23 protein-coding genes are annotated in these 23,793 nt (G+C 67.6%); 14 read left to right on the top strand and 9 right to left on the bottom strand.

Features of this window, described 5'->3' with window-relative positions:
- Nucleotide 1: 1 nt before the first annotated feature.
- Nucleotides 2-601: a transcriptional repressor LexA gene (lexA, locus tag ASE43_RS09895; RefSeq protein ID WP_056179902.1), complete on the bottom strand. Its 600-nt coding sequence runs from the start codon at nucleotides 599-601 to the stop codon at nucleotides 2-4.
- Nucleotides 602-669: 68 nt separating this feature from the next.
- Here lexA and ASE43_RS21830 point away from each other — a divergent pair, with 68 nt between their 5' ends.
- Nucleotides 670-813 carry a hypothetical protein gene (locus ASE43_RS21830; protein WP_157499818.1) on the top strand — a complete coding sequence of 48 codons (144 nt, stop codon included), beginning with the start codon at nucleotides 670-672 and terminating at the stop codon, nucleotides 811-813.
- A 200-nt stretch (nucleotides 814-1,013) separates the two neighbouring features.
- The gene (locus ASE43_RS09890) at nucleotides 1,014-1,301 is read left to right on the top strand and encodes a hypothetical protein (RefSeq protein ID WP_056178444.1); all 288 of its coding nucleotides are present in this window, start codon (nucleotides 1,014-1,016) and stop codon (nucleotides 1,299-1,301) included.
- A 25-nt stretch (nucleotides 1,302-1,326) separates the two neighbouring features.
- Here the strand turns inward: ASE43_RS09890 and ASE43_RS09885 are convergent, their stop codons facing one another.
- From ASE43_RS09885 to ASE43_RS09865, 5 genes are all read right to left on the bottom strand, one after another.
- Nucleotides 1,327-1,674 (bottom strand): gamma-glutamylcyclotransferase family protein, encoded by a 348-nt coding sequence (locus ASE43_RS09885; protein WP_057160649.1) that lies wholly within the window; start codon nucleotides 1,672-1,674, stop codon nucleotides 1,327-1,329.
- A gap of 162 nt (nucleotides 1,675-1,836) precedes the next feature.
- Nucleotides 1,837-3,138: a HAMP domain-containing sensor histidine kinase gene (locus ASE43_RS09880; protein WP_057160333.1), complete on the bottom strand. Its 1,302-nt coding sequence runs from the start codon at nucleotides 3,136-3,138 to the stop codon at nucleotides 1,837-1,839.
- Nucleotides 3,135-3,824: a response regulator transcription factor gene (locus ASE43_RS09875; protein ID WP_057160332.1), complete on the bottom strand. Its 690-nt coding sequence runs from the start codon at nucleotides 3,822-3,824 to the stop codon at nucleotides 3,135-3,137. The genes ASE43_RS09880 and ASE43_RS09875 overlap by 4 nt, the downstream gene beginning before the upstream one ends.
- A gap of 1 nt (nucleotide 3,825) precedes the next feature.
- A complete protein-coding gene (locus ASE43_RS09870; protein WP_057160331.1) occupies nucleotides 3,826-4,968 on the bottom strand; it encodes a type 1 glutamine amidotransferase domain-containing protein in 1,143 nt (380 codons plus the stop codon).
- 140 nt (nucleotides 4,969-5,108) lie between these two features.
- Nucleotides 5,109-6,587 (bottom strand): serine hydrolase domain-containing protein, encoded by a 1,479-nt coding sequence (locus tag ASE43_RS09865; protein ID WP_057160330.1) that lies wholly within the window; start codon nucleotides 6,585-6,587, stop codon nucleotides 5,109-5,111.
- Nucleotides 6,588-6,882: 295 nt separating this feature from the next.
- Here ASE43_RS09865 and ASE43_RS09860 point away from each other — a divergent pair, with 295 nt between their 5' ends.
- Nucleotides 6,883-7,317 carry a VOC family protein gene (locus tag ASE43_RS09860; protein WP_056178432.1) on the top strand — a complete coding sequence of 145 codons (435 nt, stop codon included), beginning with the start codon at nucleotides 6,883-6,885 and terminating at the stop codon, nucleotides 7,315-7,317.
- Nucleotides 7,318-7,354: 37 nt separating this feature from the next.
- On the opposite strand, the gene ASE43_RS09855 is transcribed toward ASE43_RS09860, so the two are convergent.
- Nucleotides 7,355-8,668, bottom strand: coding sequence for an MFS transporter (locus ASE43_RS09855; RefSeq protein ID WP_056178429.1), 1,314 nt, complete (start codon nucleotides 8,666-8,668; stop codon nucleotides 7,355-7,357).
- Nucleotides 8,669-8,818: 150 nt separating this feature from the next.
- Here ASE43_RS09855 and cyoA point away from each other — a divergent pair, with 150 nt between their 5' ends.
- From cyoA to ASE43_RS09805, 10 genes are all read left to right on the top strand, one after another.
- On the top strand, nucleotides 8,819-9,871 hold the full coding sequence (gene cyoA / locus ASE43_RS09850) for a ubiquinol oxidase subunit II (RefSeq protein WP_057160329.1): 1,053 nt from the start codon (nucleotides 8,819-8,821) through the stop codon (nucleotides 9,869-9,871).
- A gap of 78 nt (nucleotides 9,872-9,949) precedes the next feature.
- Complete coding sequence (cyoB, locus tag ASE43_RS09845) at nucleotides 9,950-11,929, top strand: cytochrome o ubiquinol oxidase subunit I (RefSeq protein ID WP_200944009.1); 1,980 nt, start codon at nucleotides 9,950-9,952, stop codon at nucleotides 11,927-11,929.
- Nucleotides 11,922-12,551, top strand: coding sequence for a cytochrome o ubiquinol oxidase subunit III (gene cyoC / locus ASE43_RS09840; protein ID WP_057160328.1), 630 nt, complete (start codon nucleotides 11,922-11,924; stop codon nucleotides 12,549-12,551). The genes cyoB and cyoC overlap by 8 nt, the downstream gene beginning before the upstream one ends.
- A complete protein-coding gene (cyoD, locus tag ASE43_RS09835; protein ID WP_056178416.1) occupies nucleotides 12,548-12,937 on the top strand; it encodes a cytochrome o ubiquinol oxidase subunit IV in 390 nt (129 codons plus the stop codon). The genes cyoC and cyoD overlap by 4 nt, the downstream gene beginning before the upstream one ends.
- A complete protein-coding gene (locus ASE43_RS09830; RefSeq protein ID WP_057160327.1) occupies nucleotides 12,934-13,740 on the top strand; it encodes an SURF1 family protein in 807 nt (268 codons plus the stop codon). Before cyoD ends, ASE43_RS09830 begins: the two co-directional genes overlap by 4 nt.
- A complete protein-coding gene (locus tag ASE43_RS09825) occupies nucleotides 13,715-15,061 on the top strand; it encodes an ATP-binding protein (RefSeq protein ID WP_056178412.1) in 1,347 nt (448 codons plus the stop codon). The genes ASE43_RS09830 and ASE43_RS09825 overlap by 26 nt, the downstream gene beginning before the upstream one ends.
- Nucleotides 15,051-15,587, top strand: a complete 537-nt coding sequence (locus ASE43_RS09820) for a response regulator transcription factor (RefSeq protein WP_056178411.1) — start codon at nucleotides 15,051-15,053, stop codon at nucleotides 15,585-15,587. Before ASE43_RS09825 ends, ASE43_RS09820 begins: the two co-directional genes overlap by 11 nt.
- Before the next feature lie 143 nt (nucleotides 15,588-15,730).
- Entirely contained in the window at nucleotides 15,731-16,294 is a 564-nt protein-coding gene (locus tag ASE43_RS09815) for an ECF-type sigma factor (RefSeq protein ID WP_057160326.1), read from the top strand.
- Nucleotides 16,295-16,364: 70 nt separating this feature from the next.
- A complete protein-coding gene (locus ASE43_RS09810; protein ID WP_057160325.1) occupies nucleotides 16,365-18,764 on the top strand; it encodes a serine/threonine-protein kinase in 2,400 nt (799 codons plus the stop codon).
- 95 nt (nucleotides 18,765-18,859) lie between these two features.
- Nucleotides 18,860-20,404, top strand: a complete 1,545-nt coding sequence (locus ASE43_RS09805; protein ID WP_057160324.1) for an alpha-lytic protease prodomain-containing protein — start codon at nucleotides 18,860-18,862, stop codon at nucleotides 20,402-20,404.
- Between the two features lie 101 nt (nucleotides 20,405-20,505).
- Here the strand turns inward: ASE43_RS09805 and ASE43_RS09800 are convergent, their stop codons facing one another.
- Complete coding sequence (locus ASE43_RS09800; RefSeq protein ID WP_157499816.1) at nucleotides 20,506-21,042, bottom strand: hypothetical protein; 537 nt, start codon at nucleotides 21,040-21,042, stop codon at nucleotides 20,506-20,508.
- 239 nt (nucleotides 21,043-21,281) lie between these two features.
- Between ASE43_RS09800 and ASE43_RS09795 the strand changes: the two genes are divergently transcribed.
- The gene (locus ASE43_RS09795; RefSeq protein WP_057160322.1) at nucleotides 21,282-21,689 is read left to right on the top strand and encodes an OsmC family protein; all 408 of its coding nucleotides are present in this window, start codon (nucleotides 21,282-21,284) and stop codon (nucleotides 21,687-21,689) included.
- A 200-nt stretch (nucleotides 21,690-21,889) separates the two neighbouring features.
- On the opposite strand, the gene ASE43_RS09790 is transcribed toward ASE43_RS09795, so the two are convergent.
- The gene (locus tag ASE43_RS09790; RefSeq protein WP_157499814.1) at nucleotides 21,890-23,572 is read right to left on the bottom strand and encodes a serine hydrolase; all 1,683 of its coding nucleotides are present in this window, start codon (nucleotides 23,570-23,572) and stop codon (nucleotides 21,890-21,892) included.
- Nucleotides 23,573-23,793: the final 221 nt, after the last annotated feature.

Here is a 23,793-nt window from a genome sequence, read left to right as displayed (position 1 = left end):
CTCAGCCCAGCCGCACCAGGCCGCAGTAGACGCCTTCGATGGCGAAGTCCTGATCCGCTTCCACCACGATCGGCGCATGCGCGGGATTGCGCGGCAGCAGGCGGATCTGCCGGCGCGTGCGCTGCAGGCGCTTGATGGTCAGTTCGCCGTCGATGCGCGCGACCACGGTCTGGCCGTCGCGGGCGTCGGCGGTGCGGTGCACGCCGACCAGGTCGCCGTCGAGGATGCCGTCGTCGATCATCGAATCGCCCTGCACCTTCAACAGGTAATCCGGCGCCGGCGAGAACAGGCGACGGTCCAGCCACAGTTGTTGGTCCAGGCCGATGTCGGCCCCGATCGGCGCGCCCGCCGCGACCCGGCCCAGCACCGCCAGCGGCAGCACGTCGGCGCCGCCGCCGGGCAGGCGCAAGCCGCGCTTGCGGCCTGGGACCAGGGCCAGCAGGCCGTCGGCGACCAGGGCCTGTACGTGCTTCTGGGCGGCATTGCGCGAGGCGAAACCGAAGGCGGCGGCGATCTCGGCCAGGCTGGGCGCGCGCCCGGCCGCCAGCTCCCGGCGCAGGAAGGCCAGCACGGCGGCGCGTTGCGGCGGCAGGGAGTCGATCGGGTCCATAGGTGTACATTTGTACACCCATTGGTCGCCCGAGGCGAGCCCCCGGCTGCGCGCCGTTCGTGATCCGCGCCCAGGCCACCTCGATGGTCTGGAACGGCAGCGAAGACGAGACCTATCGCTCGCTGTCCGATGCCATGGGCGACGCCCACCTGCAGCTGGTCCACTCCCTCAACAAAGACGGCAAGGCGAACGAAGCGGGCTGATCGCCCGACGGTTCTTCGATCTCGACCGGGGCGGCGCCCCGCCCTGACCCGCCCGCGCGGCGATCGTGCCGCAGGCGGGCGCTAACCCGAAGCGCGAAGCCGGCCGCCTGTATCCTTGGCGGCACGCAGTTGGATGCGCAGTCCAGTTGCAGGAAGCCTGCGCGACGCAGGCATCGCGCCGCACACGCCGCCGGGGACACATGCTTCGAATTCTTCTGCTGCTCGCCGTCTGCCTGCTGGCCGGCTGCGGCGTCACCCCGGGCATCGTCGAGCGCGACGTGCTCACCCTCTATCCGGGCTGCACGCTGGACAAGCTCAACGAGACCCGCAAGCTGGGCCGCGACGACAAGCTGGTGCTGGCCAAGTTCACCTACACCTGCAAAGACGAAACGCACCTGCGTTACGGCAACCTGGTCTATACCAAGACCATGGACACCGGCGTCACCATCTACTGCTGCGCGCGCGAAGCGACGCCGGAAGAGCTCTAACCGGCGCGGCCGAGCTCGACGACGCTCAATCGTGCTGCGCGGCCGTATCGCTCAAGCTGTAGACGTAGGCCTGCACGCGGCTGCCGTCGGCCAGCGTCGCCGTGGTCGGGACGCGCCGGTAGCCCTCGCCTTCGAACTCGTCCAGACGCGCCCAGTGCTCGGCCAAATGATCCGAGCTGAACACCAGACCGGACACCTCGGCGCCGTCCTCGTCCAGCACGATGCCCGGAAAACCCGCCGCCGCGCCCCAGCCTTCCTGCAGCAAGGTGCCGACCACGCTCGCGGGCTCCCATCGCCCCGGAATGTCGGCCATAACGTGCGCATTGACGCGGCCCGGGGCCAGCGTTCCGTATACGAACAGTCGCTCGGTCATCGCCATCTCATGGGTTCGGAAACATCGGATCCATTGTAAATGGTCGTCGCCCCGATTCGATCCGGAGTGGCGCGAAGGAAGCGGCATGAGCCTGGAAGCGACCGTCCCGACCATGGCGGCGATCCACGCGCGCGGTTCGGACATCCTCGCAAGCGCCGGCCCTCAAGGCGTCGACGCTTCCGCATGCGACATATCGCCGCGCGTCAAAGGCAGGCGCGCGATCAACTCGTTGTCCACGGATTCGAAACGCAGACCCAGCCCGAACCGTCCGCACAGGCGATGCACGATAGTCAGCCCCAGGCCGAAGCCGTCGCTGCCGTCGCCCTTGCGAAACAACGCGACGCCTTCCTCGCTCACGGGGAAGACGTCCTCGCGCGCGGGGTTGCGGATGAGCAGGGCGTCTTCTTCGACACCTATGCGTATCGTGCCGGCATCGGTATGGGCGAAGGCGTTGCCGACCAGGTTGGTCAGGACGATGCGCAGCACGGCCGCCGGCGCACGCACCCGCGCGCTGTCCGGCACGTCGAAGCGCAGTTGCACCGGCTTGCCGTCGAGGCGGCAGGATTGCTCCAGCACGATCTGTTCCAGCAGCGGCAGCAGGCGCAACTCGACCGCAGGCGCATCGGCGTGCTCCTCACGCGCGAGGGTCAACAGGGTATCGACGGTTTGCTCCAGATGCATCGTGGATTCGCGGATCAGGCGCGCATGGCCGCGCGCCGCCGGGCCCAACTCGGGCTGCAGGTCCAGTTGCTCGCCGGCTGCCCGAATAACGGCCAGCGGCGTGCGCAATTCGTGGCTGGCGTCGCGGGTGAAACCGCGTTCGCGCTCGATGAACTGGCGCAGGCGCGCGGTCATGTCCTCCAGGCCTTGAGCGACCGCGCCCACTTCGTCGTCGCCGTCCGCGGACGACCAGCTCGACGGCAGACGGGCCGGGTCCAGATGGTCGACCTCGTCGGCCAGACGCGATAGGCGCCGGGTGATGCGCCGCGACACCAGGTAACCCGCGACCAGGGCCAGCGCGACGGCGATCAGCGAGGTCCACGCGAGCAGCCACAGGATGGAATCGCGCATCGGCTTCACCACCAGGCCACGACTGACGTCGTACAGCAACCAGGCGACCTCCCCGTCCGCGCGTAAGGCTCGGACGTGATAATGGCGACCGTCGCGCCCCGAGGCCTCCAGGCGTTGCGGTTCGCGACGCATCAGCTGCGCCACCTCCGGAGGTAGCGTGGCGAGGCTGCGATGAAGCTGGATGCGCGGGTCTCGGGTGGGGCCCCAATAGCCGGTTTCGGCTCGGCGCGCCTTCTGAAACGCGGCCTCGTCCGCGACCTGCGCGTTCAGAAACGCGTCCTCGACTTCATAGGTGAAAACCACGGCATACAGCGAGAACACGGCCGCCACGGCCAGCGTGACGCCGGCCAGCACCAGCAGAATGCGCCGCTGCAGGCGGCGGTTCGGATTCACAGGTCCGTCTCTAGACGGTAGCCGACGCCATGCACGTTGCGCAGCATCGGCGACACGCCCGGCGGGTCGAGCTCGCGCCGCAGCAGATACAGATGCGTGCGCAGCGGATCGGACGGCGGCGACTCGTCGCCCCACAGCCGGCGCACCAGCTCCGAGCGCGTGAGCGAACGCGGATAGGCCTCGGCCAGGGCGCGCAATAGATGCAAGGCGCTCTGGTTGAGCGCCAACATCCTGTCTCCGCGCCGGACGGCGCCGCTACGTCGATCGATCACCAGACTGCCGATCGTCAACTCGTTCGCTTCGCCGACGCGGTGGCGACGCGACAGGGCGACGCAGCGTGCGAGCAACTCGGCGCCCGAGAAGGGCTTGACCAGATAGTCGTCGGCGCCGGCATCGAAGCCCTGCAGTTTGTCGGCGACCGCATCGCGCGCCGTCAACATCAGCACCGGCACGTGGCGGTCCGCGCGCGCGCGCAACTCCCGGCACACGCGCAGGCCGTCCAAACCGGGCAGGCCCAAATCCAGCACCAGGACGTCGGGCGGCTGGTCCAGCGCGAGTTGCAAGCCGCGACGACCGTCGGCGGCGAAGTCGGCGCGATGGCCGTGGGACTCGAACAAGGTCGCCAGCGTCGCCTGCAGTGCGAGGCTGTCCTCCACCACCAACACCCTGAGACCGGAACGCGTCATCTCACTCGTCCAATCGCCGCATCAAGGCCTGAGCTTCGGGCAACTGCGGGTGGGTCGCAAGCACGCGGTCCAGCAGGCTGCGCGCCTGGTCGCGCCGACCCAGGCGCCGGTGCGCTTCAGCGCGGCTGAGGCTCAGCTCGGGGGCGGTCATGTACGGCGCGGCCAAGTCCATCGCGACCAGCGCCGCGCGCACCGCCGCGTCGTCCTGGGCAAGCTGCAGTTGGTAGTGGCCGATGATGCCGATCAGTTCGGGGTGGAAGCGCGCGGGCGCGTCGGCGAGTTCGGTGACCGCGGTGGCGCTGCCGGCGAGGGCGCGTTGAAGCAGCGCAAGGCTGGCCTCGTCCCGGTCCGGTACGCGCGGCTGCGGCGTCATGCCCAGGCCACGGACCAGCGCCTCGGCGACGGCATGCGTGGAGTACGGGTTCTGGCCGGTGATCAAACGCTCGTCGACCGCCAGCATGGGCATCATCAGCGGCGCCTCCACCCAGCGCGCGCCGCGCGCGCGCAGGCCGTCCTCGAGTACGAACGGAAACGCCTGGGACCACTTCTTGCCGAACACGCTTTCCTCTTCGGCGCTGAAGCCGGTGACCCGCCTGCCCTCGATCAGCCGACGGCCATCGGCCAGGCGCACTTCGGCCAGGGCGGCGCTGCCATGGCAGACGGCGGCGACCAGGCCGCCGCGGTCGTAGACGCGCCCCAACAAGGCCGCCAGCCCCGGATGCTCGGCCAGGTCCAACATCGCGCCCTTTCCGCCCACCACGTAGACCGCGTCGTAGGCCGCCGGATCCAGCTCGTCGATACGCGCCGTGGCTCCCAATTGCGCCATGACGCCCGCATGCGCGAGCAGGCGCGCGTTGGCGGCATCGCGCGCGTTGTAGGCGTCGGCTTCGACCTTGCCGCCAGCCGGGCTCGCCAATTTCACCTGCAGGCCGTTATCCACGAAGATGCCCCAAGCCTGCGCCAACTCGTCCATCTCGAAGCCCGGCCGGGTCTTGCCGCCGTCGCGGCCCGCCGAACTGAGCACGATCAGCACCGAGGGCGATGCCTTCGAGGTATCCGGTGCCGCCGGCGTCAGCGCGAGCGCGCTGCTGGGCGAGGCCGCCGCGAGCAGGAAGCAAATCCAGAGGGTGCGTCGTAGCGACATGAGGCGATCCCGCAGTGAACTAGGTAGCCCTCATTGTTCAGGCGCAATATCAAAAATTCGGCAAACGCTCGTGCCCGGGCGGCGGAGGCGCCGCTCGACGCGTATCGCCCTCTGGCTGTCCGCCGCGCTCCGACTGGCGCCTAACGCACGCGAACGAAGCGATCGTCGTTCCAACGCAAGGAATCGACGTCATCGGCGTAGCGGAAAACCTCGGGTGCGTCGAGCGCGGACTTGCTGGCGCCGAACAAGCCGGGGCTCGCCGGCGTCAAATTCAGACGCATCTCACCCAGCCGGACCTCCAAGCCGTGCGCGCCCTGCACCACCTCCAAGCTGCCCAGACGCTCGCTGCGGAACACCCCCAGATATCGGCGCGTCTCGGCCTGCGACGGCATCCATGCCCAGTCGCCCCAGATGCCGTCGGCGCGGGCTTTTTGCACACTCTCACGCCGTGCCGAGACGACACGCGCCAGGCGCGAGGGATAGTCCGCCACCGCCTTGCGCAGGCGCTCGCTTTCGCCGCCCTTGTCGGTGGATAAGCCGATAAAGGCCTTCATCAGCTCCAGTGCCAGCCCCTCGATCGCGCTATCGCTGTTCACCACCAAGGAAAAACCGGCGTCCCTCGCCGGCAGTAGCACGGTGGCCGACACCACGCCGGTGTAGCTACCGGGGTGCATCAACACGCGCTCATCCTTGTAGACGCACGAGTACCAGCCGAGACTGTATCCGTCGCACACGAACTCGCCATCCGATAGCTTCGCCTGGGCTATCGGGCGCTGGGCGCGCTCGAAGCCACGGGCCGACGGGGTTCCGGTCGGAGAATGCCGGCGCAGGTTGGCCCGCATCCAGGTCGCCATGTCGTCCGTGGAGGCGAGCAAGCCGCCTGCCGCGTGCATCAACTCGTCCGGTTTGGGCGGATACGCGATCCACGCGCTGCCGTCCCAACGATGGTTCCACACCATCCGATGCGTGGGCGCTTGCGATGAGCGGCTATGGACCTGTTCCAGTCGCAGCGGCCGCAGCACTTCCTGCCGCAACCAGTCTTTCCAATCCCGGCCGGTCCGCGTTTCCAGCGCGGCGCCGTAAATCAGGTCGCCGATGTTGGCGTAGCGGAACCCCTCTTCGCGCGCCTCGGTGTAGCGCGCGAGCATGGTCGGGTAGTCGCTCGTGGGCACGGCGCGCACGTAGGCGGTCAGGAAGTTCAAGGTATCCGTCTTCAATCGTTCCTGATGCGACAGCAGATCCGCCATCGTGATCTTGGCCGGATCCGCGGGCGCCGGCAGCGCCAGTCGCGGCCAGATCTCCGCCAAGCTGGTATCCAGCGGCAGCACGCCGGTCTCGTCGAGGTGGGCGGCCAGCAAGGCGATGAACGATTTGGTTTGCGAAGCGATATAGAACCGCGATCCGCGATCGACCGTTCCAGGATGCCCCGCACGCGCGACGCCCTGGACGAATCGCAGAGGAGTGGCGTCGCCGTGCACGATCAGCGCCGACACCGCGGGAAAAGAGCCCGGCGTCTTTTGGATATCCGCCAGCGCCGCGCGGATTTCATGGGCCGCCGCCCGCACGCCGGATGCGCCGTCGTCGGGCTCGCTCGCGGCCGCCACGGAGGTCGTGGCCATGGCCCACACGACACCGAAGCAAGCCCGACGCAATGCGGCGGCCCTCCCAATCCTGAACAGTCCGATATGTATGCCGCTCTCCATAGGCGTAGGGATCGACCTCCGCACAAGGCACCTCGGCTGTCGCGAACCCGGGATACGCCGGTCGCGAGATCGGTTGCAGGGCCCGAGCTTTCGGCTCAGTCGGAAAACGAACGCTGCGGCAGGGGCCACGCCCCGCGCGCAGGCGGGGTCATGCACGTCGTCTTGTCGCCACCGGTGTTAGCGTCGGCCTTCCCCCAAGCCGGAGCGCAGCATGGAAACGCAACGGATTCATCGCGGTCGCTTGATCGACCACGTTCAATTGGTGGTGAAGGACCTCAAGGCCAGTCAGGGCTTCTACGAGGCCGTATTCAAGACGCTGGACATCCCCATCGGCGGTGCCGGCGACGATTTCTTCTGGGCCGACGAGCTATGCGTGTCCACCGCCGACAGCCCGATGGCGGACGGCAAGCTGACCGGTCGCCACCATCTGGCGTTTCAGGCCAGGGATCGCGCCAGCGTGGACGAGTTCCACAAGCAGGCGCTGGCCCATGGCGGCAGCGACAACGGCGCGCCCGGCGAACGCACCTACCACCCAGGCTATTACGCGGCCTTCGTGCTCGATCCGGACGGCAACAACATCGAAGCCGTGTACCACGGCGAAGGCCGACGCAGCGCCGCTTCGATCACGGTCGACTTCGAGGCTTAGGGATCGTCCGAATCGCGATGCGCACGCGGCGCCCGGCTCAGCTCTTGTAGTTCATCGCCCGGTTGATGCCCAGCGCGGCGAGCGTGCCGATCGCGCCCGACAACAGGTAGGCGCCCAGCCAAGCCAGGCCGAACTGCGAGCACAGGCCCAGCGCGACCAGCGGCGCGAAGGCCGCGCCGATCAGCCAGGCGAGGTCGGAGGTGAGCGCGGCGCCGGTGTAGCGGTAGCGGCGGCCGAAGTTGGCAGTGACCGCGCCCGCGGCCTGGCCGTAGGACAGGCCCAGCAGCGCGAAGCCGATCAGGATGAAGGCATCCTGGCCCAGCGAACCGGCGCCCATCAAGGTGGGCGCGAAGCCGCTGAACATCGCGATCACGATGGCCAGGCCGCCCAGGGTGCGGGCGCGGCCGACGCGGTCGGCGATCAGGCCCGACACGATGATGCCGCCGGCGGCGATGAAGCCGCCCAGGATCTGCACCATCAGGAAGCCGACGATGGACTGATCCGAGTACAGCTTGATCCACGACAGCGGAAAGATCGTGACGATGTGGAACAGGGCGTAGCTGGCGAGCGCGGCGAACGCGCCGACCACCACGTGCTGGCCCTTGGCGCTGAACAATTCGCGGATGGGGGTGGGCTCCAGTTCGAGCTCGCCCATCTTGTCCTGGTATTCCTCGGCCACGACCAGGCGCAGGCGCGCGAACAGCGCCACCACGTTGATCGCGAACGCGACGAAGAACGGATAACGCCAGCCCCAGGTCAGCAGATCCTGTTCGCCCAAACTCGCGTACAGGAAGGCGAACACGCCGGAAGCGACGATGAAGCCGACCGGCGCGCCCAGCTGCCCCAGCATCGCGTACCAGCCGCGACGTTCCTTTGGGGTATTGAGCGCCAGCAGTGACGGCAGGCCGTCCCAGGAACCGCCCAGGGCGATGCCCTGCAGTACGCGGAAGAACGCCAGCAGCGCGATCGAAACCCAGCCCAGCGTGGCGTAACCCGGCAGGAACGCGATGCCGGCGGTGGCGGTGCCGAGCAGGAACAGGGCCACGGTCAATTTGACGCCGCGGCTCCAGCGCGTCTGGATAGCCATGAACAGCATCGTGCCCAACGGGCGCGCCAGGAACGCGAGCGCGAAGATCGCGAAGGCGTACAGCGTGCCCTGCAAGCGATCCATGAACGGGAAGAACACCGACGGGAACACCAGCGCCGAAGCGATGCCGTAGACGAAGAAGTCGAAGTATTCCGAGGCGCGCCCCACCACGACGCCGACGGCGATTTCGCCCGGGGCGACGTCGGCATGCGCCTTGACGCCGTGGTCGTGCGTGGATGCGGTGGGGCCGTGAGCGGTAGCCATCTGGAGTGCGGGAGTCGACGTCGGGCAGGGAGTGTTCGAGCCTAGGCTGACAGAGCCGGGGGCCGGACGCGATAGGACAAAACGTCCAATACTCGGCGCGCGGCGTGGGGACTAAATTGTCGCCCAACATTTAGGACTCCGCCCTCCCCCATGTCCAACGTGCGCAGACTCCTGCGAACCGCCGCGCTGCTGGCCGCCCTCGGCCTGCTCTCCGGCTGCAACCTGGTGGTGCTAGACCCCGCCGGCGACATCGCCGCCCGCCAGGGCCAGCTGATCCTGGTGGCCACGGCGCTGATGCTGCTGGTGATCGTGCCGGTGATCGCGCTGACCTTCTGGTTCGCCTGGAAGTACCGCGCTTCCAACCGTAGCGCCAAGTACACCCCGGATTGGGACCACTCCACCCAGCTGGAGCTGGTGATCTGGGGCGTGCCGCTGCTGATCATCATCGCGCTGGGCGCTATCACCTGGATCAGCACCCATCTGCTCGATCCCTACCGCCCGCTGGACCGCATCGCAGCCGGCCGTCCGGTGCCGGCGCAACTGGAACCGCTGGACATCCAGGTGGTCGCGCTGGATTGGAAGTGGCTGTTCCTGTATCCGAAGGAAGGCGTGGCCTCGGTCAACGAAGTCGCGGTGCCGGTGGATCGTCCGGTGCGCTTCCACATCACCGCATCCTCGGTGATGAATACCTTCTATGTGCCGAATCTGGCCGGAATGATCTACGGCATGCCCGGCATGGAGACCAAGCTCAACGCCGTGATCAATGCGCCGGGCGAGTACGAGGGCTTCTCCGCCAACTACAGCGGCGCCGGCTTCTCGCACATGCGCTTCAAGTTCCACGGCATGTCCAACGCGGACTACGACCGCTGGATCGCGGGGCTGCGCGGCAGCAAGGACTCGCTCACGCGCGCGGCCTATCTGGAGCTGGAAAAACCCAGCGAGCGCGAGCCGGTGCGCCACTACGCCAACGTCGACGCCACCCTGTACAACGCCATCCTCAACCGCTGCGTCGACTCCGAGCGCCTGTGCATGGACCAGATGATGGCGCTGGACGCCGCCGGCGGTCTGGGCCTGGAAGGCCTGAACTCGCTGGCGATGCCGCGCCGCGGCGATCCACGCCTGGGCGCCTACGTATCGGCGGACGTGTGCACCGTCGATCAACCGCCGCTGTCGCCGATGCTGGCCGGCATGAAGTCGCCCTGACGCGCGCAAGCGACGACCCGAATCGTTTCTGGAAGTTCTCCGATGTCTCTCGAAAGCGGCACCATCCCGACCTCCCCGATCTTCGGTCGCATGACCTGGGACGCCGTGCCCATGCTGCACGAGCCCATCGTCGCGGCTACCTTCATCGGCACGGTCGTCCTGGGTCTCGCCCTGGTCGCGGCGATCACCAAGTACCGGCTGTGGGGCTACCTGTGGAAGGAGTGGTTCACCAGCATCGACCACAAGAAGATCGGCATCATGTACATCGTGCTGGGCCTGGTGATGCTGCTGCGCGGCTTCGCCGATGCCCTGATGATGCGCCTGCAGCAGGCGATGGCCTTCGGCGACAACCTGGGCTACCTGCCGCCGCACCACTACGACCAGATCTTCACCGCCCACGGCGTGATCATGATCTTCTTCGTGGCCATGCCGCTGGTCACCGGCCTGATGAACTATCTGGTGCCGCTGCAGATCGGCGCGCGCGACGTCGCCTTCCCCTTCCTCAACAACTTCAGCTTCTGGATGACCGTCAGCGGCGCCGTGCTGGTGATGATGTCGCTGTTCTTCGGCGAGTTCGCCGCCACCGGCTGGCTGGCTTATCCGCCGCTGTCGGGGGTGGCCTTCAGTCCCGGGGTAGGCGTCGACTACTACATATGGGCGCTGCAGATAGCCGGCGTGGGCACCCTGCTGTCGGGCGTGAACCTGCTGGTGACCATCATCAAGATGCGCGCCCCGGGCATGAGCCTGATGAAGATGCCGGTGTTCACCTGGACCTCGCTGTGCACCAACGTGCTGATCGTGGTGTCGTTCCCGGTGCTGACCGCGGTGCTGGCGCTGCTCGGCCTGGACCGCTACGCGGGCACCAACTTCTTCACCAGCGATCTGGGCGGCAACGCCATGATGTTCGTCAACCTGATCTGGATCTGGGGCCACCCGGAGGTCTACATCCTGATCCTGCCGCTGTTCGGCGTGTTCTCGGAGATCGTGTCCACCTATTCGGGCAAGCGCCTGTTCGGCTACTCGTCGATGGTCTACGCGACCGTCTGCATCACCGTGCTCTCCTATCTGGTGTGGCTGCACCACTTCTTCACCATGGGCTCGGGCGCCAGCGTCAACTCGTTCTTCGGCATCACCACGATGATCATCTCGATCCCGACGGGCGCGAAGATCTTCAACTGGTTGTTCACCATGTACCGCGGCCGCATCCGCTTCGAGGTGCCGATGCTGTGGACCATGGGCTTCATGGTCACCTTCGTCGTCGGCGGCATGACCGGCGTGCTGCTGGCGGTGCCGCCGGCCGACTTCGTGCTGCACAACAGCCTGTTCCTGGTCGCGCACTTCCATAACGTGATCATCGGCGGCGTGGTGTTCGGCCTGTTCGCGGCGATGACGCATTGGTTCCCCAAGGCCTTCGGCTTCAAGCTCGACGACTTCTGGGGCAAGGTCTCGTTCTGGTTCTGGCTGGCCGGCTACTGGTTCGCGTTCACGCCGCTGTACGTGCTGGGCCTGATGGGCGTGACCCGCCGCATGAGCCACTTCGACGATCCCTCGCTGCAGATCTGGTTCCAGATCGCCGCGTTCGGCGCGGTCCTGGTCGCCATCGGCATCGCCGCCTTCCTGATCTGCATCTACGTCAGCTTCCGCAAGCGCGCGCAGTTGCGCGACCTCAGCGGCGATCCCTGGAACGGCCGCACCCTGGAGTGGTCGACCTCGTCGCCGCCGCCGGACTACAACTTCGCCTTCACCCCGGTGGTGCACGACAACGACGCCTGGTGGGACATGAAGCAGCGCGGCTTCCAGCGCCCGACCTCCGGTTTCCTGGCGGTGCACATGCCCAAGAACACCCCGGCCGGCCTGGTCCTGGCGGCGGTGAGCACGGCTTGCGGCTTCGCCCTGATCTGGCACGTGTGGTGGCTGGCGATCGCCTCGTTGCTGGGCATCGTCGCCTACGCGATCTACCACAGCTTCAACTACGACCGCGATTTCCACATCCCCGCCGCCACGGTCGCCGCGACCGAGCAGGCGCGCAGCGAACAGCTGAAGGCCGCCCATGTCTGAGCCCATCGCCATGACCCGCCAGGACGGCTCGCCCGTGTTCCTGGACACCGCCGGGCGCCACCATCCGCAGAACGGCACGCTGTTCGGTTTCTGGCTGTACCTGCTCAGCGATCTGATGATCTTCGCCTGCCTGTTCGCCACCTACGGCGTGCTGGGCCGCAGCTACGCCGCCGGCCCGTCCGGCGCCGACCTGTTCGACCTGTGGCTGGTGGCGCTGAACACCGCGATCCTGCTGCTGTCGTCGATCACCTACGGCTTCGCGATGATCGCGATGCAGCGCCGCGACAAGCGCGCCATGCTGCGCTGGCTCGCCCTGACCGGCGTGCTCGGCCTGTCCTTCCTGGCGGTTGAAATCTACGAGTTCGCGCACCTGATCCATCTGGGCGCGGGCCCGCAGCGCAGCGCCTTCCTGTCCTCGTTCTTCGCCCTGGTCGGCACCCACGGCCTGCACGTGCTATTCGGCGTGATCTGGCTGGTGGTGCTGTGCGTGCAGGTGCAGCGCCACGGCCTGACCCGCGCCAACACCCGACGCGTGGCCTGCCTGTCGATGTTCTGGCACTTCCTCGACGTCGTCTGGATCGGCGTCTTCACCTTCGTTTACCTGATGGGAGTGCTGCCATGAGCCAGCACGACACGCACGATCACGACGACCACCTCGAGGACGGCATTCCGCACGTCTCGGCGCGCGAGTACCTCACCGGCTTCATGCTGTCGGTGGTGCTGACCGCGATTCCGTTCGGCCTGGTGATGGGCAAGGTGATCCCGAGTTCGGGCCTGGTCGCGATCGTGCTGCTGGCCTTCGCCGCGGTGCAGGTGGTCGTGCACATGATCTACTTCCTGCACATGAACACCCGCTCGGAAGGCGGCTGGAACGTGCTGGCCCTGATCTTCACCGTGGTGCTGGTGGTGATCGTGCTGACCGGTTCGCTGTGGGTGATGCACCACATGAACGCGAACATGATGCCCGGCGCGCACGACATGCAGGAAATGCTCAAGAACGCGCCATGAGCGATGAGCGCCACGCAGCGGCCGCAGCACCGGCGCGCGGCCGCCGTCCGCTATTGTTGGCCGTGTTCGCCGCGTCGTTGGCGGTGGCTTTGATCGGCTTCCTCGCGCTGGGCGTGTGGCAAGTGCAGCGCATGGGCTGGAAGCACGCGCTGATCGCGCGCGTCGAGGCCCGCCTCAAGGCCGCGCCGGTGGCGCCCCCCTCCCGCGCGCAGTGGGCGCAAGTCAGCGAAGCACGCGACGGCTATCGGCGCGTACGCCTGTCCGGGCGGTTCCTGCCCGACAAGCAAGCGCGCAGCCAGGCCGTGACGGCGCTGGGCGCGGGCACCTGGGTGCTGGTGCCGCTGCGCACCGACGCGGGCGACTACGTGCTGGTCAATCGCGGCTTCGTGCCCGCGCAGGCGCAGGCCGCGCCCGCACCCGCGGGACGCGTCGAGATCGAAGGGCTGCTGCGCATCAGCGAGCCCAAGGGCGGCTTCCTGCGCAGCAACGATCCGGCCCACGGGCGCTGGTACTCGCGCGACGTCGCCGCGATCCTGCGTGCGCAGGGCTTGCCCGCCGAGGCCAGCGCGCCCTACTTCATCGATGCCGCCCGGGACCCGTCCAGCGACGCCTGGCCGCGCGGCGGCATGACCGTGGTGGCGTTCCGCGATCATCATCTGTCCTATGCCCTGACCTGGTTCGGCCTGGCCGCGCTGACCCTGGTCGCGGGCTATTACCTGTTCGCATCGGAGCGTCGTTTGCGGCAAGATCGTGCGCAGCGAGGAGGCTCCCCCGGTCATGCAAGCCCGATCCAGCGCTCCTGAGGCCGCCGCGGACGTCGTGACCCGCCAATTGGGCGTGAGCGGTTCGCAGGACCGCACCGGGCTGCGCAACATGCAGCAGCTGATCCAGTTGCGATGGATCGCGGTGGTCGGGCAGATCGTCACCATCCTGGTCGTCCACTACGGCATCGGCATCGCCCTGCCTTTGGGCCCGATGGGCGCCGTCCTGGCCGGACTGGTCGCGTTCAATCTCGGCAGCCAGCTGTGGTGGAAACGGCGCGCGCAGGTGTCCAACCGGGCCATGCTGATCGGGCTGCTGGTGGACGTGGTCTCGCTGAGCCTGCAGCTCTACTACAGCGGCGGCATCACCAACCCCTTCGTCTTCCTCTACCTGCTGCAGGTGGTGCTGGGCACCGTGCTGCTGCGCTCGCCCGCCAACTGGATCATCGCCGCCGCCGCGGGTTTGTGCTTCACCGCCCTGGCGGTGTCGCCGACGCCGCTGCGGATCGCGGTCGAACCCGGCAAGGGCCTGGCCGATCACTACGTGCAGGGCTTGCTGATCTGCTTCCTGCTGGTGGCGGCCTTGCTGGTGGTGTTCATCACCCGCATCGGGCGCATCCTGCGCGAACGCGACGTGCGCCTGGCCCAATTGCGCCAGCGCGCCGCCGAGGAGGAACACATCGTGCGCATGGGCCTGCTCGCCTCCGGCGCCGCGCACGAACTGGGCACGCCGCTGTCGACGTTGTCGGTGATTCTCGGCGACTGGCAGCACCTGCCCACGATCGCCTCGGAAACCGAGCTGCACCACGATGTGGCCGAGATGCTGGCGCAGGTCGCGCGCTGCAAATCCATCGTCACCAATATCCTGCTGTCGGCCGGCGAAACCCGCGGCGAATCGCCGGTCGAAACCACCTTGCACGAGCTGCTCGACGATCTGGCCCAGGAGTGGCGCACCGCGCGCGCGCCGGAATCGTTCCGCTACCAGCGCCATTGCCAGGACGACCCCAGCATCGTTTCCGACGACGGCCTGCGCCAGATGGTGTTCAACGTGCTCGACAACGCCCTGGAGGCCTCGCCGGCCTGGGTGGCGCTGGACGCCGACTGCCGCGACGGCCAGCTCGTGATCGAGGTCAGCGACGTCGGCCCCGGTTTCGCCGCCGACGTCCTCGAGCGCCTGGGCACGCCCTACAACAGCAGCAAGGGCCGCCCCGGCGGCGGCCTGGGCCTGTTCCTTTCGGTCAACGTCGCCCGTACGCTGGGCGGCAGGCTCACGGCACGCAACCGGCCGCAGGGCGGCGCAGTGGTCACCCTGACCCTGCCGCTGTCGGCCATTGCCATCGAGGAGCACGGCGATGACGAGTGAACGCAGGTTGCTGATCGTCGAAGACGACACCACGTTCGCGCGCACCCTGGTGCGTTCGTTCGAACGCCGCGGTTACAGCGTGCGCCACCTGCCCGGCGAAGCCGGCTTGCCGGCGCTGCTGGAAGAATTCGCGCCCACGCACGCCGTGGTCGATCTCAAGCTCGCCGCCAACGCCTCCGGCCTGTCCTGCGTGAAGCACCTGCACGCCTTCGACCCGGACATGCTGATCGTGGTGCTGACCGGCTACGCCAGCATCGCCACCGCGGTCGAGGCGATCAAGCTGGGCGCGCGCCACTATCTGGCCAAACCCTCCAACACCGACGACATCGAAGCCGCGTTCCAGCGCGCCACCGGCGACGCCGAGGTCGAACTCACCGGCCGCACCACTTCGATCAAGACGCTGGAGTGGGAACACATCCACGAAGTGCTGGCCGAGAGCGACTTCAACATCTCCGAGGCCGCGCGCCGGCTGGGTCTGCACCGGCGCACCCTGGCGCGCAAGCTGGAGAAGCGGCGCATCAAGTAGGCGCGGCGCTTCGCCAGCCCGCTTACCTCGTCCTGCGGTGTCCTCGAACGCCCTGGGTGGCGCCATGCTTTCGCCCTGCGCAGCGCCCGCTTGACGGCCATGGACCGTCCCCACAACGATGGCGGGCCCAAGGAGACAGCGCCATGCCAGGTACGGCCCCGGACTCGCACACCCTGATCCAACGCTGGCGCGACGGCGACGCGGGCGCGCTGGAATCGCTGCTGCCGTTGATCTACGCCGACCTGCGCGCGATCGCCGCGCGCGAGCTGCGCGAGCACCGCGGGCACGACACGCTGCAACCGACCGCGCTGGTCAACGACGTGTTCGTACGCTTGCTGGGCCAGCAGAGCGTCGCGTTCGAGAACCCGGCGCATCTGTTCAATACGTCGGCGCGGATCATGCGCCAGATCCTCGTCGACCGTGCCCGCAAGGCGGCCAGCGAAAAGCACGGCGGCGCCTGGCGACGCGACGACTTCACCGAAGCCTTGCAACTGCCTATTCCGCAAGAGACCCATCTGCCCGAGCTCGACGCCGCGCTCGCGGCCCTGGAACAGCTCGATGCGCGCATGGCCCAGGTCGTGGAATTGCGCTACTTCGTCGGTTTGAGCGTGCCGGAGGTGGCTCGCGTCCTCGAACTGGACGAGCGCACCGTGTATCGCGACTGGGCCGCGGCCCGAGCCTGGCTGCGCGATCGCCTGCAGGCCTAGTGTCAGGAAACGGGACCGGATCCCGTACTCCCGCTGTGTGTTCCGATTCTCTGATCGAACGATCCCCGCCATGAATACTCTCGACCGTGCGGCGCTGCCTTTGCTGCGCCAGCTGCTGGACGCGTCTCCCGAGCAACGCGACACCCTGTTGCGGGACGCCTGCGCGACGCAGCCCGAGCTCGCCCAGCGCGTGCGCGCCCTGCTGTCGCATCTGGACGAAGGCGACACCGACGCGGACCCCCCCGTCGAAGAAGCGAGCGGCGCCATGGTCGGCCCCTACCGCCTGTTGCGGCGCATCGGCCAGGGCGGCATGGGCGAGGTGTTCCTCGCCGAACGCGCCGACGGCGCCTGGCAACGCCAGGTCGCGCTGAAGCGTATCTGGGGCGGGTTCTCGCCGCTGACCGAACGCTTTCTGCGCGAACGCAAAGTGCTGGCGCGCCTGCAGCATCCGCACATCGCCCAGCTCCTGGACGGCGGCCTGGCGACGGGCGGCCAACCGTGGTTCGCGATGGAGTATGTCCCCGGCGAATCCATCACCCAGTGGTGCGACCGCCGCAAGGCCACGCTCGAACAGCGCATCGCCCTGTTCCGCCAGGTCTGCGAGGCCGTGCAGTTCGCCCACGGCAACCTGGTCGTGCATCGCGACATCAAACCCGCCAACGTCCTGGTCGACCCGGCCGGCCAGGTCAAACTGCTGGATTTCGGCATCGCCAAACTACTGGACGAAGCCGACCCGACCCAAACCCAGACCCGCTCGATGACGCCCGCCTGGGCCGCACCGGAGCAACACCGCGGCGAACCGGTCACCACCGCCACCGACGTCTATCAACTGGGTCTGCTGCTACAGGCCTTGCTGCTGGGTTCGCCCGCACAGAGCGGGGAGTCGCCGCCGCGGCTGAGCGCGCGCTGGGCCGCCCTGCTGCGCGAGCATCCGGCGGCGGCCGCGGACATCGCCGCCACCCGCGCCATGAAGCCCTCGCGCCTGGCCGCGCGTTTGCGGGGCGACCTGGAGTGCATCGTCGCCCATGCCACCGCCACCGACCCGCGCGAACGCTACCCCAGCGCCGAGGCCCTGGCCGACGACCTGCTGCGCTGGTCGCAACACCTGCCGATCCGCGCGCGCCGCCACGAACGCGGTTACCGCCTGCGCCGCACGCTGCGCCGTCGCTGGCCCGTCTTCGCCACCGTCGCCGTCGGCATCGCGTTCGCCGCGTTTCATATCTACAGCCTGGACCGCCAGCTCGAACGCACCGAACGCGAGCGCGAGAAGGCGCTCGCCGTGGCCGACTACTTCGTCAGCCTGTTCCGCGCCAGCACGCCGAGGGCGACCGCCAGCGGCGAAGTCACCGCCCGCGAGCTGCTGGAGCGCGGGATGAAGCAGCTGCAGGACCAGCAGGGCCGCAGCCACTCCCCGCAGGCCCTGGCCGCCTTGCTGCACGCCCTGGGCCAGGTCCACACCGACCTGGGCATGCCCACGCAAGCGCGCGACGCCTACGCGCGCGCGGTCGCGGCCTTGCGCGATCAGGACGACCCCCTCGCTCTGGCCGACGCGCTGCGCGGCTTGGCGACCGCGCATTACGGGCTGGGCCAGCCGCGGCAGTTCCTGCGCTACAGCTCGCAGGCCGCCGAGGTGCTGGAGGGCGCCGGTGCAACCCAGGACCCGCTGTACCCGCGTCTGCTCGGCAACGTCGGCCTCGGCCACTTCGCGCTAGGCGACAAGGCCAAGGGCTGGACTTATTTGGACCGCAGCCTCGCGCTGCTCAAGGCCGGCGGCCCCGATACCCGCAAGGACTACGTCCGTGCGCTGGTGAACAGCGCAGGCATCGCGCTGACCGACGGCGACGCGGCCAAGGCCTATCCGCTGCTGCGCGAGGCGGACGCGCTGGTGCGCCAGCTGGTGCCGCGCAATCCGGACGAAGAGCTGCTGATCGGCCGCAACCTCGGCTTCGCCGCGCTGAAAACCCAACGCCTGGACGAGGCACTGCGGCAGTACGACCGCATGGTGGAGCGCTCACTGGAGTTCCACGGCGAAGAGCATCCGGCTGCGGTCTCGGCCTTGCTGGGGCGTGGCGAGACGCGGCTGGCGCGCGGCGAATGGGCCTTGGCCGAACGGGACCTGGAGCGGGCACGGCGCCTGTCGGCGCGGCGCAACGCGGAAGGCCATGGCCAGCTGCTGGACATCGATGGCTTGCGCGCCGTGGCCGGGCTGCAACGTGGCCGGGTCGCCGCCGCGGTCGCGATGCTGGAAGCCAATGCCGCCCGCCGCACCGGCGAAGTCGTCGTCGAATCGCAACCGCGCTTCGAACAGGTCGCGCTGGAGCGCGCGCGCTGCGAGGGCGCCGACCGTCGCCGCGAACTCGCCGCGGCGCTGCGGCAACTGGAGGCGATGCCCAACGCGTCCTCCTGGCAGCGCCAGCTCGGCCGGCGTTGGATGGCCGAATGCCAGCCCCGAGAAAAAACCCATAACTGAATGTCAGGGTTCCGCACCCTCTCTCGTACGGGAATAGGCACGGACGCTACAGGACGTGCGTGCGCCCCATACCACTAAGGAAGGATAGAGAACCCATGAATGCCACTCACACCGGCGCGGCGCTGGCCGTATCGCTGTGCGCGATGCTCGCACCCGCCATCGGCCACGCCGCCGAGCCGCAGACCAACCCGATACCGGCCGCCATGCGCCAGGCCTTGCAACGCGACCTCGGCCTGAAGCCCTCGCAACTTCAGGCCTATCTGGCCACCGAACATCGTGCGATGCGCTTGCAGGCCGAAGCACGGGCCGGGCTGGGCGCGCACTATGCCGGCAGCTGGCTGGAGCGCGACGCGGCCGGCGACTATCGATTGATCCTGGGCGTGACGGATCGCAAGGCCGTCAGCCGCATGCGCCAGAGCGGCGACGAAGTGCGCGTGTTCAAGCACAGCGCGGCCGAGCTGGACGCCGCCCAATCGCAGCTGGATCAGGCCCATCGCGGACTGACTGCCGGCCTCATGCGCAAGGACGGCCCCCGCGTGCAGGCCTGGAACGTCGATCTGCCCAACAACCGCATCATCCTGACCATCGACCCCAACGCGCAGGAAGCGGCGATCGAGCTGATCGCGCGCAGCGGCATCGATGCCAGGATGGTGCAGATCGTGACCTCCGCGCAGCGCCCCAAACCCCAGCACGACCTGCGCGGCGGCGATCGCTACCTGACGCCCGATAGCTGGTGCTCGACGGGGTTCTCGGCCTTTCGCGGCAACACGCCCGGCTTCGTGACGGCGGGTCATTGCGGAACGGTCAACATGGCGGTGCGCGGCACCAACCAATCCCCTATCGGCCATTTCGCGTACTCCACCTTCCCCAACGCCGACCATGCCTGGGTGCAGAACACGCAACCGAACCTCTGGCACATCCTGCCCTGGGTCTACAACTACGCCGGCGTCGATATCGACGTGCGCGGCGGCCTGGAGGCGCCGATCGGCGCGGCGGTGTGCCGGTCGGGGAACAAGACGGGTTACCACTGCGGCACCGTGCAGGCCAAGCAGGTGACGGTCGACTACGGCCCGCAGTACGGCGTCGTCAAAGGACTGACCCAGTCCAACGCCTGCGCCGGCTTCGGCGATTCGGGCGGCGCGGTGATCACCCCCAGCGCCGAGGCGCAGGGCGTGTACTCCGGCGGACATTTCTCCGAAGGCCGGGACGACAACTGCGGCGATCCGGCACCGCAGGGCTACTTCCAGCCGTTGCAACCCATCCTCAACGCCTACGACCTGGTGCTGCGCACCGTGCCGAGCTGCGGCCGCCTGAATCCGCGCGACTGGCGCGAGACCAACGGCACCCTGACCTCCTGCGACCAGCGATTCACGCTGGCGATCCAGGGCGACGGCAACCTGGTGCTGTACAAACAGAACGTAGGCGCGATCTGGGCCAACCACGTCTACGGCAGCGGCCACACCCTGCACATGCAGACCGACGGCAACCTGACCGTGCGCGACGGCGCGGGACAGACCCGATGGGCGAGCAACACCGGCGGCAAGCGCGGCGCGGTGCTGTTCGTGCAGAACGACGGCAACGTGGTGGTGTACGACCACGAACGTAAGCCGCTTTGGCAAACCAATACCGCCGGCCGCTGACGGCGACGCGGGCGGCGCTGGAAGGCGCCGCCCGTATTGAGCGGTGACCTATGTCGAAGCTCGGCAGGTCCAGAGGCGGGTATGTCGCGACACAGCGCCGATCAAGCGGGCTTTCCCGCCAGATAGACAACGCTGCGCTCGTATGCGGCATCGGCGTCGATGCGAGTGATCTCGGAGAGGCTGAGCCACAGCCTGCTCCGATCCCGACTGGAATAGGTTCCGAAGGTTTCCAGAAGCAAGGATTCCGCATCCAGCTCCGCGATTTCGCCGATGAACGTGACCGAATCGTCCATGCGCTCCGTGAGCACATTAACGTAGCCGAAGGTCGCCGACACCGACTCCAGCAGCGACTGCAGGGAGTCGAGGGACAGCGCAGGCGCGGTCGGCTTGGCTCCCGTGGCCTCAATCATCTGCGACAAGGCTTGACGCTCGTTGCCTTCCCAACGGATCCGGGTGATGTCGCTGCGGAAGCAGACCGCGATGCCGTTGGCCTGGCCTGCTTCGGTGAAGAGGCTGAGGTATACGAAGTCCTCGGAGTAGTCGGTGACTACACCGGACAGCGACTCGCTGGAAAGATGGTCCCGATACAGGTCCACCAGCGCCTGACGTTGCTTCAGTATTTGTAGCGTCTTCTGCATGACTCTCATGGGGCATCTCGATCGGTATCGGCTCACCTATCTTGCACCGATAGCCAAGCCTTGCGGATAGCCCCGATCCCTGATGCCGATCCTCCGGCCTGGGCACTGAATCGGATTGATCAGCGAGGCATCATTCGGCCACTGGGACGGTCCGTGCGACCGCCCCGGCTGGTGCCAGTGCCGGCGCGGGCTTAAGGTCTGCCTCGGCGGCATCGATGCCGCAAGCCTTCAGGAACGCCATGACCGTCGCGACCGTCCGCGCCAGCACCCAGCCCACGCCCTACGTGGTGACCTTCATCGACGACGTCGGCCATACCTGGCAGGCCGACGAACCGGCCGACCTGGGCGGCGGCGACACCGGCCCCACGCCCGAGTACCTGCTGCTGTCCAGCCTGGGCGCCTGCACCGCGATCACCGTGCGCATGTACGCCGCGCGCAAGCAATGGCCGCTGGCCGGCGTCGAAGTCGCGCTGCGCTTCAACCCGGACGGCAAGCCGGCGGCGGGCACCGACATCGAGCGCAAGATAACCTTGCAGGGCGAACTGAGCGACGAACAGCGCGAGCGCCTGCTGCAGATCGCGAACGCCTGCCCGATCCACAAGGTACTAACGGGCGAAGTACGGATCGCGACAACGTTGCAGGCCTAAGCCGCGCGACGCCCGTGCACGCAACGCCAGCGGTTGCGCCGCATCAGCCCCAGCACGGTGCGCCCCATGTCGAGAGCGTGTTTCGCAAGCTGGAGGCTGGCACGCGGGCGGCAGCTACGTTGAACGCGACTCAACTGGGGCTTATCTAGCTGGAGTCGCGCAAGCGACCGAGACGAGGTCCGTCATCGGCCGCATCTCGCCTAGGTGCTGTTACCGGCTCGAATCACAGGCGTCTCCGCTGTCGTGAGCCGCTCCGCGCGCATGCGACGCAAACGACGCGCGGTAAGCGTCAAGCCATCCACCGTGCCCGAAGGCGAGCGCGTGAAGGTCACCGTCCATGCGCCGCTGACGAAGCGATCGCCGCCGACGGCTTCAAGCACGAGATCGGTCTGGCGAGGCCATCGCATGGTCAGCTTTCCGTCCGCCATGAGCACCGTATAAGTCATATCGACCTCGTCGATGCGGTACCGCCCCGCGAACGATGCCAGCGCCGAAGCCGAGGGCACCGATGCGTTGACGCGGGTAAAAATTCTTGGCGTAGGCCAGGCATCCCAGATCCGCAGCTCGGGCGCTTTCAGCGCATCGTCCGCGGAGGCGTCGAATTGCCATCGCGCCGTCTCGCCCAAGCGGAATAGCCCGTTCCCGAGCGGTTCTAGCGGCGTCGATGCGCCAGTGGGGCGCAATGCACCGTCCTTCACCTCCACTCGTACCACTTCATCCGTCAGCGAACTCCAATAGACGCCGGCCAGCGCCGACAACGCCGGCTCCGGCACTTTCACCGCGGGCGCCATGGGCGTCATGCGATCACCCAGATACACGGCCGCGATCTTCTGCGTGAGCTCCGGCGGAGCAATCGTGGCGCCGTTGCACAAGGTCACGATAGCCAGCCGCTGATCGGGGAAGCTAACCGCGTCCGCACGATACCCGGCATGCACGCCGTCGTGCCCTACCGTGCGCAGGCCTCGGTAGCTGCGGACGAATACTCCGCCGCCGTAGCCGCTCGCCACGCCGTTGTCCGATATGGCCGATGTCTGCATGGACGCCACCAGCGCTTGTCCACCGACACGCGCGTGGATGAAGTTGTCCTGCCACTTCAGCAGGTCGCCCACCGTAGTGAACAGGCCGGTCGGTCCGTAGTAGTCGGACGCGGGGATGCTGATACGCCATCCGCCGTCCGGGTGCGCTTGATATCCTGCGGTTCGGCGCCGCACGATCTCGGTGTGGTCGTCCTGGAAATGCGTGTCGGTCATGCCCAGTGGCTGGAATATCCTCTCTTGGGCGAAGATCGTCAGCGGCTTGCCGGATACGCGCTTCACGATGATGGCCAGCAAGGTGTAGCCGAGGTTGTTGTAAAGCGTCTCGGTCCCCGGCGCGAAGTTCAGCCCTCGCTGCTTCGCAGCGACCGCCAGCATATCGGCCTCGGTCATCATGTCGTCGCCGCGCCATCCGGCCAGATACAGCAGCTGCCCCTGCTCGCGCAGGCCACTGCTGTGATGGATCAGGTGCGCGATGGTGATCGTCTTACCGAAGTCCGGCATCTCCGGCAGGTACTTGCGGATGTCGTCGTCCAGCGACAATTTTCCGTCCTGCGCCAGCAGTGCGATCGAGAAGGCGGTGAACTGCTTGGAGACGGAACCGACCTGGAAGATCGATTCCGGGGTGATGGCGATGTCGTACTCGAGATTCGACATCCCGTAGCCGCGCGTGTAGTCCAGCACGCCGTCGCGGGAAATTCCCACCGCGCAGCCTGGCGTATTGGTGCCGCTCCACGGCGCGAAGATCGCGTCCACTTGCTTGTGGCGTTCGGTGGCCGACGCACTCGCCGACTGCGCTCGCACGACGAAGGGCTGCGTGGCCCAGGCGGCGGCGATGATCGTTATCAAGAAAACGGATCGATTGACACTCACAAGGGCCTCTGGTTTTTTTGCACACGGCAGCGTGGGCCCGCGCAAGCTAACACCGTCCCCTTACGAACGGATATAGGCCAGAAGTGCTCTCCGGGGACGGCGACTCATCCGCCCATCGAAGGAGCATTTCCAGCACCCACCAGCCCACTGGCGCCAACCCTCCCTTTTTTTGCGCTAAGTTTGCCTCGCAGGCCGCG

The organism is Lysobacter sp. Root983 (assembly GCF_001429345.1).
GTDB lineage: Bacteria > Pseudomonadota > Gammaproteobacteria > Xanthomonadales > Xanthomonadaceae > Lysobacter.
The sequence above is the reverse complement of the archived record's forward strand: the minus strand, read 5'-3'. Positions and strand labels throughout refer to the sequence as shown.

Excerpts from the sequence above, each read along its gene's own strand:
- ASE43_RS09825 (WP_056178412.1), top strand. The coding sequence starts at position 13,715 with ATGCAAGCCCGATCCAGCGCTCCTGAGGCCGCCGCGGACGTCGTGACC.
- ASE43_RS09865 (WP_057160330.1), bottom strand. The coding sequence starts at position 6,587 with ATGGCCACGACCTCCGTGGCGGCCGCGAGCGAGCCCGACGACGGCGCA.
- ASE43_RS09870 (WP_057160331.1), bottom strand. The coding sequence starts at position 4,968 with ATGTCGCTACGACGCACCCTCTGGATTTGCTTCCTGCTCGCGGCGGCC.
- ASE43_RS09890 (WP_056178444.1), top strand. The coding sequence starts at position 1,014 with ATGCTTCGAATTCTTCTGCTGCTCGCCGTCTGCCTGCTGGCCGGCTGC.
- cyoA (WP_057160329.1), top strand. The coding sequence starts at position 8,819 with ATGTCCAACGTGCGCAGACTCCTGCGAACCGCCGCGCTGCTGGCCGCC.
- cyoC (WP_057160328.1), top strand. The coding sequence starts at position 11,922 with ATGTCTGAGCCCATCGCCATGACCCGCCAGGACGGCTCGCCCGTGTTC.
- ASE43_RS09860 (WP_056178432.1), top strand. The coding sequence starts at position 6,883 with ATGGAAACGCAACGGATTCATCGCGGTCGCTTGATCGACCACGTTCAA.
- ASE43_RS09820 (WP_056178411.1), top strand. The coding sequence starts at position 15,051 with ATGACGAGTGAACGCAGGTTGCTGATCGTCGAAGACGACACCACGTTC.
- cyoD (WP_056178416.1), top strand. The coding sequence starts at position 12,548 with ATGAGCCAGCACGACACGCACGATCACGACGACCACCTCGAGGACGGC.
- ASE43_RS09830 (WP_057160327.1), top strand. The coding sequence starts at position 12,934 with ATGAGCGATGAGCGCCACGCAGCGGCCGCAGCACCGGCGCGCGGCCGC.
- ASE43_RS09815 (WP_057160326.1), top strand. The coding sequence starts at position 15,731 with ATGCCAGGTACGGCCCCGGACTCGCACACCCTGATCCAACGCTGGCGC.
- ASE43_RS09800 (WP_157499816.1), bottom strand. The coding sequence starts at position 21,042 with ATGCAGAAGACGCTACAAATACTGAAGCAACGTCAGGCGCTGGTGGAC.
- ASE43_RS09795 (WP_057160322.1), top strand. The coding sequence starts at position 21,282 with ATGACCGTCGCGACCGTCCGCGCCAGCACCCAGCCCACGCCCTACGTG.
- ASE43_RS09855 (WP_056178429.1), bottom strand. The coding sequence starts at position 8,668 with ATGGCTACCGCTCACGGCCCCACCGCATCCACGCACGACCACGGCGTC.
- ASE43_RS09885 (WP_057160649.1), bottom strand. The coding sequence starts at position 1,674 with ATGACCGAGCGACTGTTCGTATACGGAACGCTGGCCCCGGGCCGCGTC.
- ASE43_RS09810 (WP_057160325.1), top strand. The coding sequence starts at position 16,365 with ATGAATACTCTCGACCGTGCGGCGCTGCCTTTGCTGCGCCAGCTGCTG.
- ASE43_RS09875 (WP_057160332.1), bottom strand. The coding sequence starts at position 3,824 with ATGACGCGTTCCGGTCTCAGGGTGTTGGTGGTGGAGGACAGCCTCGCA.
- ASE43_RS09805 (WP_057160324.1), top strand. The coding sequence starts at position 18,860 with ATGAATGCCACTCACACCGGCGCGGCGCTGGCCGTATCGCTGTGCGCG.